Origin of the sequence: Stieleria magnilauensis (assembly GCA_007753675.1) — a bacterium.
GTDB classification, from domain to species: Bacteria; Planctomycetota; Planctomycetia; order Pirellulales; family Pirellulaceae; genus Stieleria; species Stieleria magnilauensis.
Window position 1 is genome coordinate 6,957,830 of sequence record CP036432.1, and the last position, 19,079, is coordinate 6,976,908.

18 protein-coding genes are annotated in these 19,079 nt (G+C 57.5%); 6 read left to right on the forward strand and 12 right to left on the reverse strand.

The features are described 5' to 3' along the window. Positions 1-33 precede the first annotated feature (33 nt). A complete protein-coding gene (locus tag TBK1r_RS24925; protein WP_419580133.1) occupies positions 34-1,743 on the forward strand; it encodes an IS1182 family transposase in 1,710 nt (569 codons plus the stop codon). Between the two features lie 204 nt (positions 1,744-1,947). Here TBK1r_RS24925 and mnhG read toward each other — a convergent pair whose 3' ends face one another. Genes mnhG through TBK1r_RS39100 form a run of 8 tightly spaced genes read right to left on the reverse strand, consistent with a single transcriptional unit; the run spans position 1,948 to position 8,106 of the window. After that, positions 1,948-2,298: a monovalent cation/H(+) antiporter subunit G gene (gene mnhG, locus TBK1r_RS24930; RefSeq protein WP_145217027.1), complete on the reverse strand. Its 351-nt coding sequence runs from the start codon at positions 2,296-2,298 to the stop codon at positions 1,948-1,950. Continuing rightward, entirely contained in the window at positions 2,295-2,624 is a 330-nt protein-coding gene (locus TBK1r_RS24935; RefSeq protein WP_419580369.1) for an MrpF/PhaF family protein, read from the reverse strand. Before TBK1r_RS24935 ends, mnhG begins: the two co-directional genes overlap by 4 nt. Then, positions 2,621-3,094 carry a Na+/H+ antiporter subunit E gene (locus tag TBK1r_RS24940; protein ID WP_145217030.1) on the reverse strand — a complete coding sequence of 158 codons (474 nt, stop codon included), beginning with the start codon at positions 3,092-3,094 and terminating at the stop codon, positions 2,621-2,623. Before TBK1r_RS24940 ends, TBK1r_RS24935 begins: the two co-directional genes overlap by 4 nt. Next, on the reverse strand, positions 3,091-4,647 hold the full coding sequence (locus TBK1r_RS24945; protein WP_145217033.1) for a Na+/H+ antiporter subunit D: 1,557 nt from the start codon (positions 4,645-4,647) through the stop codon (positions 3,091-3,093). Before TBK1r_RS24945 ends, TBK1r_RS24940 begins: the two co-directional genes overlap by 4 nt. Then, positions 4,644-4,991 (reverse strand): Na+/H+ antiporter subunit C, encoded by a 348-nt coding sequence (locus tag TBK1r_RS24950; protein ID WP_145217036.1) that lies wholly within the window; start codon positions 4,989-4,991, stop codon positions 4,644-4,646. Before TBK1r_RS24950 ends, TBK1r_RS24945 begins: the two co-directional genes overlap by 4 nt. Before the next feature lie 5 nt (positions 4,992-4,996). Beyond that, a complete protein-coding gene (locus TBK1r_RS24955; RefSeq protein WP_145217039.1) occupies positions 4,997-5,410 on the reverse strand; it encodes a Na+/H+ antiporter subunit B in 414 nt (137 codons plus the stop codon). Positions 5,411-5,413: 3 nt separating this feature from the next. Continuing rightward, entirely contained in the window at positions 5,414-7,840 is a 2,427-nt protein-coding gene (locus TBK1r_RS24960; RefSeq protein ID WP_145217041.1) for a putative monovalent cation/H+ antiporter subunit A, read from the reverse strand. After that, positions 7,840-8,106 (reverse strand): hypothetical protein, encoded by a 267-nt coding sequence (locus TBK1r_RS39100; protein WP_419580370.1) that lies wholly within the window; start codon positions 8,104-8,106, stop codon positions 7,840-7,842. The genes TBK1r_RS24960 and TBK1r_RS39100 overlap by 1 nt, the downstream gene beginning before the upstream one ends. Positions 8,107-8,404: 298 nt before the next feature. Between TBK1r_RS39100 and TBK1r_RS24965 the strand changes: the two genes are divergently transcribed. Continuing rightward, positions 8,405-9,748: a cellulase family glycosylhydrolase gene (locus TBK1r_RS24965; RefSeq protein WP_145217044.1), complete on the forward strand. Its 1,344-nt coding sequence runs from the start codon at positions 8,405-8,407 to the stop codon at positions 9,746-9,748. A 65-nt stretch (positions 9,749-9,813) separates the two neighbouring features. Here TBK1r_RS24965 and TBK1r_RS24970 read toward each other — a convergent pair whose 3' ends face one another. Both TBK1r_RS24970 and TBK1r_RS24975 read right to left on the reverse strand, forming a co-directional pair. Then, positions 9,814-10,995, reverse strand: coding sequence for an AGE family epimerase/isomerase (locus TBK1r_RS24970; protein ID WP_145217047.1), 1,182 nt, complete (start codon positions 10,993-10,995; stop codon positions 9,814-9,816). A gap of 154 nt (positions 10,996-11,149) precedes the next feature. Then, positions 11,150-12,031, reverse strand: coding sequence for an AraC family transcriptional regulator (locus tag TBK1r_RS24975; protein WP_145217050.1), 882 nt, complete (start codon positions 12,029-12,031; stop codon positions 11,150-11,152). 193 nt (positions 12,032-12,224) lie between these two features. Here TBK1r_RS24975 and TBK1r_RS24980 point away from each other — a divergent pair, with 193 nt between their 5' ends. The 4 genes from TBK1r_RS24980 (at position 12,225) to TBK1r_RS24995 (ending at position 17,230) form a co-directional block, all read left to right on the forward strand. Further along, positions 12,225-13,007: a PIG-L deacetylase family protein gene (locus tag TBK1r_RS24980; protein ID WP_419580371.1), complete on the forward strand. Its 783-nt coding sequence runs from the start codon at positions 12,225-12,227 to the stop codon at positions 13,005-13,007. Positions 13,008-13,043: 36 nt separating this feature from the next. Next, positions 13,044-14,372, forward strand: a complete 1,329-nt coding sequence (locus TBK1r_RS24985) for a Gfo/Idh/MocA family protein (protein WP_145217053.1) — start codon at positions 13,044-13,046, stop codon at positions 14,370-14,372. A 277-nt stretch (positions 14,373-14,649) separates the two neighbouring features. Then, the gene (hxpB, locus tag TBK1r_RS24990) at positions 14,650-15,306 is read left to right on the forward strand and encodes a hexitol phosphatase HxpB (RefSeq protein ID WP_473772456.1); all 657 of its coding nucleotides are present in this window, start codon (positions 14,650-14,652) and stop codon (positions 15,304-15,306) included. Between the two features lie 235 nt (positions 15,307-15,541). Further along, the gene (locus TBK1r_RS24995; RefSeq protein WP_145217056.1) at positions 15,542-17,230 is read left to right on the forward strand and encodes a potassium channel family protein; all 1,689 of its coding nucleotides are present in this window, start codon (positions 15,542-15,544) and stop codon (positions 17,228-17,230) included. 122 nt (positions 17,231-17,352) lie between these two features. Here the strand turns inward: TBK1r_RS24995 and TBK1r_RS25000 are convergent, their stop codons facing one another. Together TBK1r_RS25000 and TBK1r_RS25005 are read right to left on the reverse strand one after the other, a co-directional pair. Then, complete coding sequence (locus tag TBK1r_RS25000; protein WP_145217060.1) at positions 17,353-18,192, reverse strand: c-type cytochrome; 840 nt, start codon at positions 18,190-18,192, stop codon at positions 17,353-17,355. A 117-nt stretch (positions 18,193-18,309) separates the two neighbouring features. Next, on the reverse strand, positions 18,310-18,993 hold the full coding sequence (locus tag TBK1r_RS25005) for a DUF2238 domain-containing protein (RefSeq protein ID WP_145217063.1): 684 nt from the start codon (positions 18,991-18,993) through the stop codon (positions 18,310-18,312). Positions 18,994-19,079: the final 86 nt, after the last annotated feature.

Genomic DNA, 19,079 nt, shown 5'->3' on the forward strand with positions numbered 1-19,079 from the left:
GCGATTCACTTCTCACGCAGGGAGGCTTGCCCAGTGAGCCAGAGACAACCCAAGACCAGCTATTGGCAGGAAGCTCCTACACCACGCGGGCAACTGGTCCTCATTCCCACCGCCCTGGAGGAACTCATCCCTCAGGATCATCCCGTTCGCTTGGTCGACGAGATTCTCGATCAGATGGACTGGACTGATTGGGAGGCGGCCTACAACGGCGGATTCGGTCAGCCGCCGATCCATCCCAGCGTAATGGCAAAGATCCTGCTGTTTGCCATGATTCGGCGAATCCGATCCAGCCGGAACATTGAATACGAACTCAAGCATTCGATCGATTTTATCTGGCTTAGCAGCGGTCGCCGCATCGATCACAGCACGATCAGCGACTTCCGCCGAAACAATAGTGATGCAGTCAAAGGCATCTTCAAACAAATGGTCAAGCTGGCGATCAACCTGGGGATCGCCAATCTCTCGGAACTGTGCATCGACGGCACACGCATCCTGGCTGACGCCAACAAATACAAGACTTGGACGGCCAAACGATTAGCCAAAGCACTCGAAGAACTTGACGCGCAAATTGATGAGGCCCTGGAAACCTTCGAAGTCAACGACGCATGCGACGAAGATCTCATCGGCCAGGACGTTTCGGCGGACCGCCTCCCCGCCGCCGTCGCCAACTTGAAGTCACGCCGCTCACAACTGGCCGCTCATCTGGAGACGGTCAATGCGATGGACGAAGTCCGCAGGAAAAATGGGACGAAGGGCCCCGCCCAGTTACCCAAGACTGACACGGACAGTCGCATTCTTCCCAATAAGGAGGGTGGTTACGCAGCCAACTTTACTCCGATGGCGACGACCGAAACGCAGAGCGGCCTGATCGTTGCGGCGGACGTCTTGATCGGCAACGTCGAACACCACGAATTTGCCACCATCGTCGACTGTGTGGCCAACGACTTTGGAATTGACATTAAGCGAGTCATGGCTGACTCGGCTTACACGACGGGCAAAAACCTCACTGCGGCTGAGGAAAAACAGATCGAACTGATTGGCCCGCTTGCCGAAACCAATCGCGAGAACAACCCTGCCGAGCGTTCGGATTTGACTGAGCCCGTTGCCGCCGATCAGATTGATCAGTTGCCGGTTAATCCACAAACCAAACGATTTGACAAAGCAGCGTTTGTGTACGACGAAGCGAACGACTGCTATTACTGCCCGGCAGGCAAAGTGCTTTCACATCGGACGACCGAGAACACGACGCATGGCGACGGCTCTCCGGTGCAGCGAAAGGTTTACACCTGTTTTGAATGCGAGGGCTGCACGCTGGCTGGGCGTTGTCGCAAGAACGTGAAGCCAAAAGACGAGGCAAGCAGCAGCGAGGCATCGTCCCAGGAGTCCAGCGAAGCGACCTCGTCGGACAAGCGAGCGGGCAAGCGACGTGGTCGCAAGCCTGGCCCGCCACGTGGTCGCGAGACGATGCATGATGAGCATGAAGGAGCGCGACGTCGGCAGCGTGCGCGAATGGAAACGCCTGCAGCCAAAGAGGCTTACTCTCGTCGTCAGCATTTCGGTGAAACGCCTTTCGCCGTGATCAAGAGCACGCTTGATATGCGGCGATTCCTGCTTCGAGGTATCGCAGGTGTGAATCAAGAATGGCGCTGGGCGGCGACCGGATTCAATCTGAAGAAAATCATGAGTTACTTGGCGAAGCTGCGCGCCGCCGCGGCGACACAATCGCTCGGAACAGCAAACTAGGGGAGATAGGGGGCATTTCGAACGAAATCCGCCACAAGCGAACGCCACGATCCCGTCAACACGCTTACCAACGACTCTGGATGCCCCGCATAGCACCATAAAAGCCTCGTCCGGAACCAAAATCGAATCAACCGTCCCCAGGAACTAAATCGACAGGCCGCTCGCGCCGTTCCGCTAAAACGGTCGCTTATTTGAAGGCGGTCCCTAACGCATTTCGTGGTCCTCGTTTGCCGAATCCGCGAGCGGTGATTCATCGACAACCGTGCCGCTCCATTTCGGAACGTTTTGCTGGTGGGCGGCGCGTCCGATCATGTGGGCGGCCACCGGCGTCGTCAAGAAGATGAATCCGATGACGAGAATGGCGACGGTCGTCGTTTCCATGTCTGCGAATTGAACAGCGGCGGCAAGAATCGTGCACCCGACGCCCAGAGTGGCACTCTTGGTCGCACCGTGCATGCGTGTGTACAGGTCTGGCATTCGCACCACCGCAACCGACGCCAGCAAAGCAAAGGCGGTGCCGGTGATCAGCAACACGATCGTCACCACGTCGTTCATTGCCCTGTCCCTCGTTGCAGATACCAACAAAAACCGATCGTCCCGACAAAGTTGAACAACGCCACCACCATCGCCACCCGCAGAAAAATCACGTCACCGGTTTCCACCGCACTGACGGCAATCAGCCCGACCAGCAGCGACGCGACCAGATCAAGTGCAACGACGCGATCGGGAAGCGATGGCCCTAGCACCAGACGCAGAAACGAAAGGCCGAGAGCGATCACCAGCACCACCAGCGAAATTTGAGCGGTGAGGTTCACCCCTGCCGCCGATGCCAATACCGAGGAGGCCGCGGCACCAGGATTTGCAGACCAGTTCAGCATCATCGGATCAACTCCAATAAACGTCGTTCGAAACCGTTCTTGATGCTGTCCCGGACACTGTCGGGGCTATCCACAAACATCGCATGCACATACAGCGTGCGGCGATCCTCGGACAAATCAAGACTCAGCGTCCCCGGTGTCAGCGTGATCAGATTCGCCAGCAAGGTGATTTCCCGATCGGTCGTCGCGTCCAGCGGCACCGCAACAATCCCCGGCCGCATGTACAAATGAGGTGTGATGACGTCATAGGCCACGCGGAGATTGGAAAGCAGCAATTGCCAGATGAAGAAACCCAAGAACCGAATGGCGATTGGCAGTTTCTGGAAGTATCGAGACGGCTCCATCAACGGTTGTGCAAACCACAAGACACCGTACCCCAGGACGAACCCGATCGTCAGGCTGAGCAGAGAGATCCGCCCGCTGGCCAGTGCCCAGACCAACGCCAGAAAGACATTGAAAAAGAAGTGCTTCATGGACTTGTCCTTTCGCGAGAGACGGCAGGCACCTGACCGGTCGGACCGTCCGGTAACACGGCTTGGATGTAAGCGTTTTGATCGAGTAGTTGTTCGGCGGTCGCCATCGAAGCATTCATCACCGGACCCGCCATGACGCCGATCCCTACAGTGACCGACGCCAGCAGAATCGCCGGTCCGTAAAGGCAAGCTCGACCTGCTCTCGAACGTCTTGGGAAATTCACATTCGTCATCGCATCCCCCGGCACCGGTTTCCAAAACGCCTCGGTCCAAATCTTTGTCATCGAAAACAACGTCAACAGACTCACCACCAGCGCAGCCACAACGATGGCGTAACGTTCCGCTTCCAACCCGCCTCGGATCAACGTCAGTTTGGCGAAGAAGCCCGACAGGGGCGGAATTCCGGCCAGCGACATCGCAGACAGAAAGAACACGGTTGCCAGCACCGGGGCCGAACGATAGAGCCCACCGATCCGATCCAGACGTCCAGTTCTAAACCGCTGCTCAACAATCCCACCAATCAGAAACAGATTTGTTTTCACAACGATGTGGTGAATGATGTAGAACACGGTACCGGCCAGTGCCAGCGGCGTGAACAATGCCAGCCCCATCACCATGTAGCCGATCTGGCTGACGATATGAAACGACAGGATGCGACGGACTTCGTTCTGCGCCATCGCTCCCAACACGCCCGTCACCATCGTCAGTCCGGCGATCAGCAGCAGCAGGTTGTGCGTGAATTCCAGATCCGTCACAAAGAGCAGCGTGAACGCTCGAATCAGCGAATACACGCCGACCTTCGTCAGCAATCCGGCGAAGATCGCGGACACGGCGACCGGCGGAGTGTGGTAAGACGCAGGCAGCCAGAAGAACAGCGGGAACACAGCGGCCTTGGTTCCGAACGCGATGAGAAACAGCATCGACAGCACGGACACGGTGCCTTCGTCAGGAAAGCTACGAAGTTTCAGAGCAAGGTCTGCCATGTTCAGCGTTCCGGTCGCAGCGTAGATCACCCCGATGGCCGCCAGAAACACGGCAGATGAAATCAGGTTCAACGTGACGTACTTGATCGCCCCTTCCAGCTGCCTTCGCTCGCCACCGAGCGTTAGCAGCACGAACGAAGCGATCAGCATGACTTCAAACCACACATACAGATTGAACAAATCGCCGGTCAGAAACGCGCCGCAAACGCCCATCAGCAACAGCTGAATCAGCGGATGAAATCCAAAACTCACGCGTCTGTCATTGACCGATGCGAGCGAATACACCGACACTGCGAAAACCATCAGGCCTGCCAACAACACCATGATCGAACTCAACCGATCAGCAACCAGCGTGATACCGAACGGCGCCGGCCAGTTCCCCGCTTGCAACACAAGAATCCCATCACGGTCCACCAACCACGCCAGCGTGGCGGCGGACAGCAGCAGCCCCGTCGAGCCGACCACGCCGATGACTTTTTGCGCAGGGATGGATTTTAACGACAGCAGCAGCATCACCATCGTGGCCAGGGGCAAAGCGATCGGCAGAATCACGACAGCCTGAGCATTCATGTGTCGGTCGCCTTCAGTTCGTCTAAATCTTCAGTCCCCAGCGTTTGGTAGGTGCGGTAGATCAGCACGAGAGCGAACGCCAGCACCGCGAAACTGATCACAATGGCAGTCAGGATCAGGGCTTGGGGCAACGGATCGGCGACGATCACCAGCGGCCGCGTTTCCCCGTCTGGAATCACCGGGACACGACCACGAACCAGTCCACCCGCTGTGAAGAGCAGCAGGTTGGCGGCGTGGCTGAGCAGGCCGAGCCCGATCAGCAGCTTGACCACATTTCGGCGCAGCATCATGTAAATGCCTGCCGCATACAGTCCGCCCACGGTGATCGCTAAGAGAATGTCCATGCCGGTTATTCTTCAAGGAGTGAAAAAACGAAGACGAGCGTGACTCCCGTTACCACGCAATAAACGCCGAGGTCGAACAACAGCGGCGTTCCGATGTGCAATTTCCCCAGCCCCTCGGTCGTGATCGTGGTCCACAACCCTGTCAGAAACGGTCGGCCAAAGAACAACGGTGCCACTCCACTGACCAATGCAAACAGCAGCCCCGCACCAATCAGAAAGCGAGGCGGCACCCGAACGACCTGCCGTGCGGCAGCCGCACTGTGTGTCATTGCATAAAGCGCAATGGCACCGCTGGCCAACAGACCGCCCACGAAACCGCCTCCCGGTTCGTTGTGACCGCGAAGAAACAGAAACACGGACGCCAACAACAGCAGCGGCAACAGGAATCGAATGGCGGTCTTCAGAATGACGGAATCCATCGTTCAAACTCCCTCCGCGTCAACGGCGCGACCGGCTGTGCTGTCCAACTGCGTCCCAGCAGCGTCTTTCCTCGAGCACTCTTCGGTCCCTTCCGCAGCATCGTCCTCTCCGTCAGCCTGTTTGGGCGGCCGCAGTGTCAACAGCGAATAGACACCGATCGCCGCAATCGCCAGCACGGTGATTTCGCCGAGTGTATCGAGCGCTCGAAAGTCCACCAAAATCACGTTCACCACATTGCGACCATGTGCTTCGGAGACGCTGTGCGCGAGGTAATAATCCGAGATGGGATGATTGGAACGCACGGTCATGGCAAACAGCAATAACACCGTGATCGTCGCGCCGGCCACCACGGCGATCAAGGCGTCTCGGCCACGCGTGGCAGAAGTTGACAGACGGCGAAATTCGGGCAACCGTGAAAACGCCATCACAAACAGAACCACCGTCAACGTTTCGATCACGAACTGAGTCATCGCCAGATCCGGGGCACCAAACAACACAAAGACCCCCGCGACGCAGTAACCCACGACTCCAAGTGCCCCGACCGCGAGCAACCAGGTCTTCGCCCGAACCGCCACGACCGCTGCGGCCAGAATCAGGCAGGCCAACAAGACTTCATGGCCGCGAACATCCAGTGGCATCGGTTCCAGATGCGATCGCAATTCGTCCCCCAACGCCATCCACACACTGGCAACGGTGAGGCCGACCATCGTGAACAAGTAGAATCGCAAGTAGCCGTTCTGCAGCAGCGCTGTTTGACCGCGTGCGAACTGATTGACGGTACGCAGAAGCCAATGATAGACCCGCGATGGCCCGTACTGAATGACACCCTCGAAAAAGTAGAAGTACGGTTTCAGCCGATGCAATTGCCCTCGACGCAGGATCCAGTACAGCGTGATCCCTCCCGCCAACGTCAGCAACGACAACAGCAGCGTCACGTTGACTCCGTGCCACAGCGCTAAATGCACGGACACCGTTCGCCCCGCGATGGCACCACTTCCGGTGGCCAACAGTTCGCTGATGCGTGTCGGCAACAACCCCAACGCCAATCCAGCGATCCCAAGCACGACCGGTGGCCCCCACATCGCCGGACCACCCTCGTGCGCATGCTGGGTGCTTTCGGTTCGCCCTCCGAAAAACGGTTTGACACAAACGAACCCCACGGCCGCGACCAATCCTATGTTGGACAAGATCGACGCAGCCAGAAACCCGTTGCCGGCAATATGGCCGACCGATTCGTACCACGTTTCCTTGGCAATAAAGCCGAACGTCGGCAAGACGCCCGCCATTGAACATCCCGCCAAACCGGCCGCAGCGAACGTGGCAGGCATTGCTATCCTGAGTCCGCCGAGTTCACGAACATCGCGCTGATGCACGGAGTGATCGATCGCACCGGCCACCATGAACAAGCCGCCTTTGTAAAACGCATGAGCCACCAGAACCGCCAAGGCGGCAACCAAAGTGGCTTCTGTTCCGATGCCCAGCAACAGGGTCAGCGTTCCCAGCACGCTGATGGTGGCATAGGCCAGGATTTGCTTCAGGTCAGTTGCCCGTAGCGCCAGCACCGCTCCGAGCACCATCGTGATCGCGCCGACCGAAGCAATCATCCAAAACCATTCCGCCGTGCCGCCCAAAATCGGATGCAACCGCGCGATCAGATAGACACCCGCCTTGACCATCGTTGCCGAATGCAAGTAGGCGCTGATCGGCGTTGGAGCTGCCATCGCATTCGGCAGCCAGAAATGAAACGGAAACTGAGCCGACTTCGTGAACGCTCCGACCAGAATCAGAACCAGCATCGGCAGATAGAACGAGTGCTCACGGATTGGCTCGGCACTGGTCAGCAGCATCGAGATCTCAAAGGAGTTGCCTGCCAAACCCAATAAGATCAAACCGGGAAGCAGCACCAATCCACCACCGCCCGTGACCAGCAGCGCCTGCAATGCGGATGCTCGCGATTCGGGACGGTCGCTATTGAAACCGATCAGCAGGTACGACGTGATGCTGGTCAGTTCCCAGAAGATGAACAGCGTCAGTAGGTTGTCGGCCAGAACCAGCCCCAGCATGGCGGCCATGAACAACAGCAACAGCATCCACAAGTGCCCCAGACGATCGTCGCCTTTCAAATAGGCTCCCGCATACACCAGGATCAGCGCACCAATCCCGGTGACCATCAGGCCGAACAGCAGACTCAGACCGTCCAACCGCAGCGACACGGCAAGGTTAAGTGCCGGAACCCAATCCACAAAAACCGACACATCCTGTTGGTTCACAACCGACGGCCACAGTGTCAGCAGCGCGATGAACACGCCCGCCGGGACGACGGCCAGAACCCATCCGCCCAATGAACCTCTGCCCAATGAACCAACGCCCCGGTGCACCGTCGGCGCGACAGCAGCAGCAATCAGAATGGCCAACAACCACAAGAGCATCAGTTCGCCTCGTGGGGCGACTTCGCTGGCGTTTCCAGTGGTCGGGCTTTCGTGTCGATGTTCTTCAAATGCACGGAGTGGCTCATGAGCACGATTCTACAGAGAAACGAAGCTGCACCGATGGTCCATCCCCTCACCACGATGCCGGCTTCGGACGACGACGCAAAGCCTAATCCGGACAGCAGGAACGCGACACCGCCCGTCGTCCCCGGCCACCAGAGTTCGGTTCGTCGAGCGATCGGGCGAGTCACTGGAGTGTCGAACATTGGTGTCGCAACGTAACGTTTGTACCTTTTGAGGTTTGTACCTTCGTATCCGATCCACAGCCCCACCGCACGCAAATTTCGGACCAAACCTTCCGGATTAGCCGATCCGTTTTGGAAAGATCCATCGCGAAATCTTGATTCGCGTGCTATCGGCACGTGACGTAATTTCGGGTTCGCATGCCAAATGCCGTACCACGTCATCCGAACGAGAGCGTTGGAGGATGTCGAAAACCAGCCACCGTGAGCAGTACGCTATCATCAACTTCACCGACACAATCACACGGGACAGTGGCAACCGATGAAAACAAAACGTCATCCCAACGCAGTTCGTCGCATTGCCTGCTCGGCTGCGATCCTCGGGGCAATATTCGTTGCTGGCGTGTTTGGCCCCGTGCTTGGACCTGAGCGTTCCGCCGTCGGCCAGGAGCGTCCCCCACAGATGCTGAAGGTGCGGATCTCCGATGACGGTCATTCGTTCGTACTGGGAGACTCGGGCAAGCCCTTCGTTCCATGGGGTTTCAACTATCTCGGCGAATACGGCAAGCTGGTCGAGGAGTCGTGGGACAGCGATTGGGAACGCGTCGAACGAGACTTTCGCGGCATGCGAAATCTCGGCGCCAACGTCGTTCGCATTCATCTGCAGTTTGGCACCTACATGACAGGGCCGGATCAGTTCGACCAGGCACAACTCGACCGGCTGAAGCAGATGCTCGACCTCGCCAGCCAAGTCGGTTTGTACCTCGACGTCACCGGGCTGAGCTGTTACCGCTTGAACCGCATTCCCGCCTGGTACGACGCGCTGGACGAGTCGGAGCGGTGGGCTGTTCAGGCACGTTGGTGGAAGAGGATTGCCAAAACATGCAGTGGCCATCCCGCCGTCTTTTGCTACGACCTGATGAACGAACCGATCGTTGGCGGGACGCCCAAGGAGGGCGAACCACGTTGGGTCGGCGGCGAAATCGACGGTCTCTACTTTGTGCAGCGGATTTCACTGGAACCAGGCACGCGGCCTGTCGATGCAAGCCCACACGCGTCAGCAAGGGGCCACGCGGCGCCCCTCGCTGACGCGTCGGGCTGGCGTGATCGCATTGAATTCAAAAGATCGACCAAATCGACAGGCCGCACGCGAACGCGCAGCGAAATCGCCGAAGCGTGGGTCACGATGTTGACAGCAGCGATTCGAGAACAGGATGCACAGACGCCCATCACCGTCGGTGTGATCCCCTGGGCGATGGTCTGGCCCAATGCCAAGCCGTTCTTCTACTCCCCCGAAATCGCCAAGCACTTTGACTTCGTGAGCATTCACGCCTACCCCGGCAAGGACAAATTCGATCAGGACATCGCCGCGCTGGCGGTGTACGACATCGGCAAGCCGCTCGTCATTGAAGAGACGTTCCCGCTGAGTTGCTCAATCGATGACATGGATCGCTTCATCGAGGGCGGTAAAGATCACGTCGACGGTTGGATCAGTCATTACTTTGGCTATTCGATCCAAGAGCATGCCGCAGGAGCCGAGCCACATGGTGTCGCGCCCGAATCACCATTCGGCGTCACGGTCGCAGATTTCCTTCAGTACTGGAGCCAAAAGGGTCAGTCGATTTCGACGACGCTGCCCCCAGCGATTAATCATGGCCGGGACTAACCCAGTGGCACGCGACATCCACGCCACCACACTCGCTTGATCTCCTCGTCGTTGGCCCGCAGCAATCACTGCAATCGTGAGAATTCGGCAAGCAGTTGCCAACAAACGAACTGCATCCGGGGCAGATGGAAGGGGCCTTTCCAGAGGTTGCCTTTCAAGGTCGAGCTGATGGAACCGTCACGGTGCAGATAGCCGAACCATTCGCCGTGATCCGCGTCGGGGAAGTGCGAGTAGGTCCAGTCGTGAATCATCCGATGCCAGCGCTCGTACTTGGGGTCGGACGTAAGCAGAGAGGCAAACAGCGTGGCGATGATCGCTTCGTTCTGAGGCCACCAAAATTTCATGTCGTGCCAGTATTCCTGAACCGGCAGGCCATTCACGTCGACGAAGTAGAGTATGCCGCCGGTCTGCGGGTCCCAGCCCCGCTGCCACATCCAGTCCAGCATCTGACAGCCGGTGCGAATCAGTTCGCCATCCCCCCGTCGCTTGCCTTCCAGCATGATGAACCAGGCGCCTTCGATCGCGTGCCCCGGATTCAGCGTGCGGCCGTCGAAATGGTCGATGATCTCGCCGTTGGGGCCGACCGTCTCCATCACACACTGAATGTCCTCTTTGAGATGGAATCGCCGAATGTCATTGACACTGCGGTCGATCCACTCGTTGGCCTCGGGTAAGTCGATCGACTCACGTAGCTCTTGGGCGGTCGCGATCGTGATCATCGGAAATCCGAGTCCACGCAGGGGACGTGTGTCGGTGAATTTGGGATCGATGCCCTGTGGATCCAGGTTGTGGTCAATGAAACGTTGAAACGTCCGTTTCGCCTTTTCGGCATATCGTTGGTCGCCAGTCGCTTTGGCCAATTCCCCGAACGCGATCGCGGCAAAACTTTCTGAGAATGCGTAGCGTCGCTTACGAATCGGTTTGCCATCGCGGGTGACATGAAACCACATCCGACCGTCACGGGGATCAAAGCAATGATCGTCGAGAAACTGTGCACCGTGCTTGGCCAGTTCGAGCCATTCCGGCCGTTGCTCGACGTTGTTGTAAAGTTCCCCCAGCAGCCAAGTGAAGCGTCCCTGCTGCCAAACGCCCTTGTCGGTGTCGATGACGGTGCCGTCACGATCAAGCGACATCATGAAACCGCCATGCTCTCGATCGACACAGTGCTTTATCCAAAACGGCAGCGTGTCGTCGAGCAAGCCGTCACGGTACGTCGAAATCAACTCCTTTCGGCGAATCTTATCCATCGACCTTGACTCCAACATTCCGTATTCGGTTGAACCATCACATACCCGGCAAGTTAGTCGACCTTGTAATCCATTGGAAATACCAATCAGTCGCAATGAACGTCGCCCATCCATGTCGGCAATGCACCGTGATGGCGAAGCGAAGTCGGGCCCATCAAATCGAGGTGCGGAACCGGGTTCGGTATTCTCGCGGCGTCATCTGTCGAAGCTGCCGGAACCGGCGGTTGAAGTTGGACAGATTGGAAAATCCGGCCTGATGGCAAATCGAAACAACGGCAGCGTTGCTGTCGCAGAGCAGTCGACAGGCGAGCCCGATGCGCAACTCGTTGATGTAGGCAGAGACCGTGCGGCCAGTTGACTGCTTGAAAAAGCGGCTGAACGCGGACGGATTCATGTCAGCCAAGTCCGCTAATTCATGATGGCTGAGATCAGGATCGGAAAGATTGCCGGCGATGTGATCACAAATCGTCTGGATGCGTGTTTCCATGGCATCGTTTGCAACGCCGACAGCAAGGTATCGGTAGTGCTCACTCGCCAGCGTCTTGGCCGCGTTGCAGCGAGACAACCGGTCCAGGATCGATAGCAGTCCGATCAATCGCGAAGGTCCCACCGCAGTGATCAGTGCTTCCATGCGGCGACCCACTTCGACGGCGACGTCGTCAGGAAACCAAAGCCCTCGCTTGGCTCGCTCCAGAAGCCTCGCAATCACTTCCATTTCGACGCAGGAAAAGAAATCGGGTCCAAGAAAATCCGGATGAAACTGGAGCACAATCGCCGCGTGTCGATCATAGGGCTGGCCACGATACTCGTCCGACGCCCAAGTGTGAGGAAGCTGCGAACCACTGAGTACCAGGTCGTGATCGCCGTAGCTGCCAATGTGGTCGCCGACGATCCGAGAACCCGAGCCTTTGGCGATGTAGGTCAGCTCGACTTCGGGATGGCGGTGCCACTTCACCGGCGAACGCAGCGCAGATCGGTCGAAGCACCGAAACGATTCGCCCGACGACGGGACCAGTTTTTCGTAGGAGGGCTTCATGGGAACACTCTGGCATGCGTTTGGGATGCGCACAGAAAGTACGCATTCGTGCAAAGATGCGCCTACAAACGAAAATAAAAAACATCCATGCGCACAAATTGTATCAGATCATGCGAATGGAGAGGAGGAAACCGTTGGCAAAAAATGGATCATTGAACCACTGAAACAACCCGTTCCCAACGAGGCTCGCTTCGTGCCCCCTACCAACGACCAACCGGATCGCAGAGTTGCGTTAGCACTGATGGCGCATCCCGACGATGCCGAAATCACTTGTGCCGGCACCTTGATCCGACTTGCTGAATCCGGCTGGGACGTTCACATCGCCACCACCACGGCCGGTGATTGCGGGGCACTGGAGGGATCGCCCGAAGAAATTGCAAAAATACGGATCGCCGAAGGGACTCGTGCCGCCGAGTCCGTGGGGCTGAGCTTTCATTGCCTGGGACAACCCGACGGTCGAGTTGTTTATGACCGCGATTCGTTGCAGCAAACGATCGATCTGTTTCGTCAGATCGCGCCGACGCTTGTGATCACGATGCCGTTGTCCGACTACCACGCCGACCATGAGGTCACCGGCCAGCTTGGACGGGCAGCGAGTTTCGTCTACGCGGCGCCGAACGCATCGGCGGTTCCATTGAAGAAAGGCTCTACCGTTCCGTACCTGTACTACTGCGACGGACATGGCGGTGTGGATCGGATGGGCAATCCGATCGAGCCGACGGTCTGCGTGGACATCACTGAACAGCTTGACCGCAAGACCGAAATGTTGGCCTGTCACGCGAGTCAACGCGAATGGTTGAAGGCACACAACGGCATTGACGAGTACCTGTCGATGATGCGCGATTATTGCGCCGATCGAGGCCGCCAGTTCGGAACCGAAGCCGCCGAGGCCTTTGTGCAGCATCGCGGGCATGGGCATCCCCGTGAAGACCTTTTGGCAGAACGCTTTCCGCTGCGTTCGTTGAGTGACCACTAACCCTTTCGGATCCCACGTTCCATACCTTGGACAAAAATGAATATGCACCAATCCAATCCGAGTTCATCGACGCCGAATCGCCGTACCGCTTTACTGAGCGGGAGTGCCTTGTCGGCGGCAATCATAACGAACACCACGACGAAAGGCCTGCACGCATCCGATGGCGAAAGTCGTGATCCCAAGCGAGTCGTCAAGATCGCACTGATCGGTTCGGGAGGACGCGGTACCGGGGCGATCAACGATTCATTGACCATCAACGAAAACGTACAGCTGATCGCGCTGGCTGATATAGACCGCGATCATTGCGAACGAACACTGGCCGCCATGTCTCGACGACACGGCGACAAAGTCGATGTCAAACCGGAACGAATCCACATCGGACTCGATGCCTACAAACAGGTACTGTCGGACCCCGATGTCGACCTGGTGCTCATCGCATCGCCGCCCGGGTTCCATCCCCTGCACGCAAGTGAAGCGGTCAAAGCGGGCAAACACGTCTTCTGTGAAAAACCATCCTGCGTCGACGCCGCAGGCTATCAAACCTGCCTGGCAACCCACGACGAAGCCGTCAAGAACGGAACCGCGATCGTGACCGGCACGCAGTACCGCAGACAAGTCAACTACATGGGAGCCGTCGAACAAATCCGCGAAGGGTTGATCGGCGACATCATCAGCGCCACCAGTCGGTACTGCTCCAACGGAATTTGGTTCAAGAACCGCAAGGACGGCATGACCGACACGCAGTACCAAATCTACAACTGGATGCACTTCAACTGGCTGGCCGGAGATCAAATCTGCGAACAAGCGGTCCACAACATCGACGCAATGAACTGGGTGATGGGGTCTGCTCCCGAAACCGCGTACGGCTGCGGCGGCCGGTTCACTCGGCCCGAAGGCAGCGAGATGTGGGACAGCATGTCGATCGATTACACCTACCCTGGCAACCGCACGCTGTCGTTTACCTGTCGCCAAATCCCTGGGACTCAGGGCGACAACGGCAACGTGATCTACGGCAGCAAAGGCATTGCCACGATCGATGCGGGCAGTGGTGGATCACGCATCACCGACCGCGACGGAAAAGAGCTGTGGTCGATGAAGGGAAGCATTGCCGACGCCTACAAACAAGAACACAAAGACCTGGTCGATTCCATCCGATCCGGCGAGCCGATTGTCGAATTCAGGCAGACCGCCGAAAGTTCGCTGACCGCTGTGATGGGGCGGATGGCCGCCTACACCGGACAAAAAGTCACTTGGGATTTCATGAGCAAAGAATCGACGCTCGACCTTTTCCCGGCACACTTGGATTGGAACGGCGAACTCCCCGAGCCCGCTCACGCCATTCCTGGTAAAGTGAAGTTGACTTGAAGTTTGTCCGCTGCCACGTTCAATGCGTGGAACAGGCGACGTATCCTTTTTCAATGGCGGTTGCTTCTCCAATCGCCTTCCTACCCAACCTGCTTGCCTGGGCGTAGGCAGATTGTTGATCCATCAATGTCGCCGATGTGTCGACCTTTTCTCTTTTTCGATCAACCAGGACGCCGACGCGCATCGTCGCGTCGAAGACGGTGTTGATCGTGGAACGGTCGCGGTGGTGAATTCTGTTTGAGAGGACGGGGTAATGGTGGCCGCGAGATTACAACGCATGATGATCGAAGCAGCAGTGTTTGACATGGACGGGTTGATGATCGACTCGCAGCCTTTTTGGCAAGAAGCCCAACTTGAGATCTTTGCCCAGATCGGCGTCGCCATCACCCGACAGGACACGATCGACACGACGGGAATGCGGGTCGACGAGATTGTCCAACGGTGCTATGAACAGACGCCTTGGGAATCGGTCAGTCGCGAAGACGTTTGCAGCCGAATCGTCGACCGGGTGATCGAACTGGTGCAAACGCACAAGCCCGCGATGCCCGGATTGAACCAGGCCATTGGCGTTTGCCAACAGGCAGGATTGAAACTCGCACTCGCGTCATCGTCACCGATGACGTTGATTCAGGCGACGATCGACGCGCTCGATCTGCATGGCGTTTTCCAAGCGATCGTGTCGGGTGCGGAGTTGCGGTACTCAAAGCCTCATCCGGAAGTCTACCTCAACGCCTGCGATGCGCTGGGTGTCCAGCCTTTCCGGTGTCTCGCCTTGGAGGACTCGTTCATCGGGCTACTGGCCGCCAAAGCAGCTCAGATGAAAACCATTGTCATTCCCGAAGCGGCCGCCGCCGATCAAAAACACTTTGTCATCGCCGATCGACAGCTTCCCTCGCTGCACGATTTGTCTGCCGATCTGCTCGGTGCGCTCTAAGCACGGCAAAATGAATCTGGCAGAATCACGACCTGCAGCTGTCCGGATTCTCGGTTCGGTCGCGGCGAGAGCCCAAGCGATTGGATTCATTTGCCGGTAGACTCCGGTCAGCTCTTCCACTGGTCATCACCGTCGAAGAGCCGCCCCCTGACCTGTTTTTGCCTTCGCTACGCGGTATCGATGTCACGGCGTTCGGGCGCGCGTCTAGAATGCTGATTACGACATCGGAAATGCAATGAAATCGTTCACGACACTGTATCTGCATTTTATGCGCAACCGCGCAAGCCGCCGCAACTTGCGGGTGCTGACGCAGTTCGCGGTTACGATGCTCATCATGATCTCCGTCTACAGCGTGGTCTTCCATCACCTGATGGCGTGGGAGGGTCGGCGTTACAGCTGGATCACCGGCATCTACTGGACACTGACGGTGATGTCGACGCTGGGATTCGGCGACATTACGTTTCACACCGATCTGGGCCGGCTGTTCTCGATGCTGGTTTTGATGAGCGGAACTTTGTTTATGCTGATCCTGCTGCCCTTCACGTTCATTCAATTCTTCTACGCGCCGTGGATGCAGGCTCAGGAGGCCGCTCGGGCACCGCGCGAACTGCCCGCCAATACCGAGGGTCACGTGATCGTGACGCACTACGGCCCGGTCGAGGCTGCCTTGATCAAGAAGCTGACGCAGTTCAAATACCCGTACGTGATCCTTGTTTCGGAAGTCACCGAGGCGTTGCGACTTCATGACCAGGACTTGAAAGTCGTCGTGGGTGAATTGGACGATCCAGAGACCTATCGGCTGTTGCGCACTGAATCGGCCGCACTTGTGGCCACCATCGGCACCGACGTCATCAATACGAATGTCGCTTTCACGGCACGTGAAGTCTCCGAGACAGTCCCGATCGTCGCCACCGCCGCCAACGTTGCTTCGGTTGATATTCTGGAGCTTGCCGGTTGCACACGGGTGCTGCAGCTCGCTGAAATGATGGGCCGGTCGCTGGCCAGACGCGTGATCGGGCGGGATGCGAAATCGCACGTCATTGGGCAGTTCGATGATTTGTTGATCGCCGAGGCCAGCGCGGCGCGAACGCCGTTGGTCGGCAGAACGCTTCGCGAAATACGCCTCCGCGATCACGTCAATATCAGCGTGTCCGGTGTTTGGGAACGAGGCCGCTATCAAAACGCGGGTCCCGACACGTTGATCACAGAGAATACCGTTTTGGTTCTGGCCGGAACACGCGCTCAACTCGAAGAATACGATAGCCTGTTCTGTATTTATCACTTGAGCAACGTGCCGGTCGTGATTCTCGGGTTCGGCCGTGTCGGGTCCGCGACCGCTCGTGGCCTCGATCAACAAGGGATCGATTTTCGGATCGTGGAAAAAAACGAGAAACGAAAATTCGATGACCGACTGATCGTAGGCGATGCGGCCGACCTTGAGATCCTCAAGCAAGCCGGCATCATGGAAACGTCTGCGGTGGTGATTACGACCCACGACGACGCGTTGAATGTTTACCTGACGCTGTATTGTCGGCGGTTACGCGCGGATGTCCAGATCATCAGTCGCGCGACGCTCGAACGCAATGTCCACACCTTGCACCGCGCCGGTGCCGATTTCGTGATCTCCGAGGCATCGATGGGAGCCAACGTGCTCTTCAATCTCCTCCGTCGCAGCGACGTGTTGTTGCTCGCCGAAGGGCTGGACGTTTTCAAAGTGCGGGTGCCCCCGTCGCTTGCCGGCAAAACGCTTATTGAAGGCGCCGTGCGACAACGAACCGGCTGTAGCGTCATCGCCATTGACGGCAACGACGGATTGCAAGTCAATCCGGATCCCAACACGACGCTCCCCGCAAATGCAGAGATGTTCGTGATCGGTACCGAGGAATCGCAACAACGCTTCTTGGATCTGCACCTGGATCGATAACGACGCTCTGCAACTGCCGGATCGTTTTCCGGAACGTCACCAATCAATTCCTTAGACATCCGTCCCTCGATCCATTTCCTCCGATTTCAGACTCGCTGACGAAACTGGCTTTGGAGAGAACACTAGTCGTCGAGCTTGTCGTCGAGCTTGTCGTCGAGCTTATCGTCTGGGGGACGATGCTCCGAAAGCACAAACTTGGGACGCGGGTGGCTGTTGATGAACGCGGCAAGGTCCAGCGATTCCTGCGTGGTTAATGTCGCGTCATCGAGCGGCATCGCGACTTTCAACCAGGACGCCAGCTTCGCGACGCGGCTCAATCCGGCACCGTCGTTGTATGATTCGTCGCCCCACACCGGGGGGCCTTCCTCGTTGCCTTGCCCATTCTCGCCGTGACAGTCGGCACAGCGGTCGGCGTAGAGCATCGCGCCGCGCTGCACGTTTGCCTTCAGCCCATCCAGATTCAACGGTGGCGTATGGTGGGGACCGAGTGGATTGGCGGCATTCATTTTCAGCACGCTGCCCTGCGACAACCATGTAATGTAAGCCGCGATGGCGACGGACACTCGGCTTCCGTTTGGCGGTCGGATTCCGTTTTGGCTGCGCATGAAGCAATTCAGCACTCGGTCTTCCAGCGTGATGACGCGTTGCTCACGGGGTGACCAGGCGGGATAAGCGGCGGCTGTGCCGAGAAAACTCGCCGCCTTTTCGTGTCGCCCCGCATCGAGATGGCACGACGTGCAGTTCAACGTATTGCCGACGTAGGGTTTCGAGAGCGGATGTTCGGACGTTCTTCGAACGATGTCTTCGCCCAGCCGAACGATCTTCCCCAATTCACCCGGCGGATAGCCGTCTTGCACGGCACTCGCCGGCTCCTCCGATTGCCCGGCCGTTGCGAACAACGCACCGATGAGAACGCTTGACAGAAGGGACCATGCTGGCCAGTTGGACTTGAGAGTGGTCATTTCGATCATCAATTCCTGTGAATTCGCGGCGTCGGTGCGACAACGATTGGATCGCAAATAGTTTAGCAAGCCCACCGGCGTGTCTCGACAATTGTCAGTCCTGTTGGAGGGAACGGATCACGAAGACGCAGAGAACAAACGGGGATTACGGTCGATAAATCGCCGGATTCCGCGGTCGATGATCGAATCATTTCCACGCTTCATGTACAGATAGCCGGCGATGGTGACGACCAATGCACCCACGGCGTCGACGATCAAGTCGATCATGGTGTCCGTCAGGCCAGACGGATCACCGAGCATCGGCTTCTGCATGTTCATTCCGAAGAATCGGTCCATCCCAAATTCGAACATTTCCCAAACCGCGCCTGTGGCAAGAGCGAAACAGAACGCAAAGAAAGCCACGAACCCGGGCCGCATATGCAGTTCAACACGGGGCGTTTCGTTGAGCACGTACACCAGCAACAGACCGAGGACCCCCAACAGCACGCCGGAGGTCGTATGCAACGCGATGTCCCACCACCAGAATCTGCTGTAATACTGACGTGTTTCGCCGAGAAACAGCGAGGCGAAGATAAACGCGACGGTGATCACTTCGAATTCGGGTGGAATCTTCACCTTGATCCGGTTGGCGAATTGCGTCGGCACAAAGGTCAAGAGCAGAATTCCGGCTGCAACGGCTGCGTTCATCCAGAGGGATTGAATCAACTCCAAAACAATGCCAACTGTGATCGTCAATCGCAGAAAGACGACCAAGCATCGATGGAGGATATCGAACCAGTTCTTTTCACCTCGGTTCTTCATGGGCGTGCCGGACAAACAATCTCTCAAAACGAGTTCGCGCGGATGAAAACGCAACTGGCGTGCCAACTACGACTAGAACGACGCGG

Bases quoted from the DNA above. Each gene is read 5' to 3' on its own strand.
- TBK1r_RS25000 (WP_145217060.1), bottom strand. From the start codon at position 18,192: ATGACCACTCTCAAGTCCAACTGGCCAGCATGGTCCCTTCTGTCAAGC.
- TBK1r_RS24945 (WP_145217033.1), bottom strand. From the start codon at position 4,647: ATGAATGCTCAGGCTGTCGTGATTCTGCCGATCGCTTTGCCCCTGGCC.
- TBK1r_RS24985 (WP_145217053.1), top strand. From the start codon at position 13,044: ATGAATATGCACCAATCCAATCCGAGTTCATCGACGCCGAATCGCCGT.
- mnhG (WP_145217027.1), bottom strand. From the start codon at position 2,298: ATGAACGACGTGGTGACGATCGTGTTGCTGATCACCGGCACCGCCTTT.
- TBK1r_RS24935 (WP_419580369.1), bottom strand. From the start codon at position 2,624: ATGATGCTGAACTGGTCTGCAAATCCTGGTGCCGCGGCCTCCTCGGTA.
- TBK1r_RS25005 (WP_145217063.1), bottom strand. From the start codon at position 18,993: ATGAAGAACCGAGGTGAAAAGAACTGGTTCGATATCCTCCATCGATGC.
- TBK1r_RS24970 (WP_145217047.1), bottom strand. From the start codon at position 10,995: ATGGATAAGATTCGCCGAAAGGAGTTGATTTCGACGTACCGTGACGGC.
- hxpB (WP_473772456.1), top strand. From the start codon at position 14,650: ATGATGATCGAAGCAGCAGTGTTTGACATGGACGGGTTGATGATCGAC.
- TBK1r_RS24995 (WP_145217056.1), top strand. From the start codon at position 15,542: ATGAAATCGTTCACGACACTGTATCTGCATTTTATGCGCAACCGCGCA.
- TBK1r_RS24965 (WP_145217044.1), top strand. From the start codon at position 8,405: ATGAAAACAAAACGTCATCCCAACGCAGTTCGTCGCATTGCCTGCTCG.
- TBK1r_RS24975 (WP_145217050.1), bottom strand. From the start codon at position 12,031: ATGAAGCCCTCCTACGAAAAACTGGTCCCGTCGTCGGGCGAATCGTTT.
- TBK1r_RS24950 (WP_145217036.1), bottom strand. From the start codon at position 4,991: ATGGACATTCTCTTAGCGATCACCGTGGGCGGACTGTATGCGGCAGGC.
- TBK1r_RS24940 (WP_145217030.1), bottom strand. From the start codon at position 3,094: ATGAAGCACTTCTTTTTCAATGTCTTTCTGGCGTTGGTCTGGGCACTG.
- TBK1r_RS39100 (WP_419580370.1), bottom strand. From the start codon at position 8,106: ATGTTCGACACTCCAGTGACTCGCCCGATCGCTCGACGAACCGAACTC.
- TBK1r_RS24955 (WP_145217039.1), bottom strand. From the start codon at position 5,410: ATGGATTCCGTCATTCTGAAGACCGCCATTCGATTCCTGTTGCCGCTG.
- TBK1r_RS24960 (WP_145217041.1), bottom strand. From the start codon at position 7,840: ATGCTCTTGTGGTTGTTGGCCATTCTGATTGCTGCTGCTGTCGCGCCG.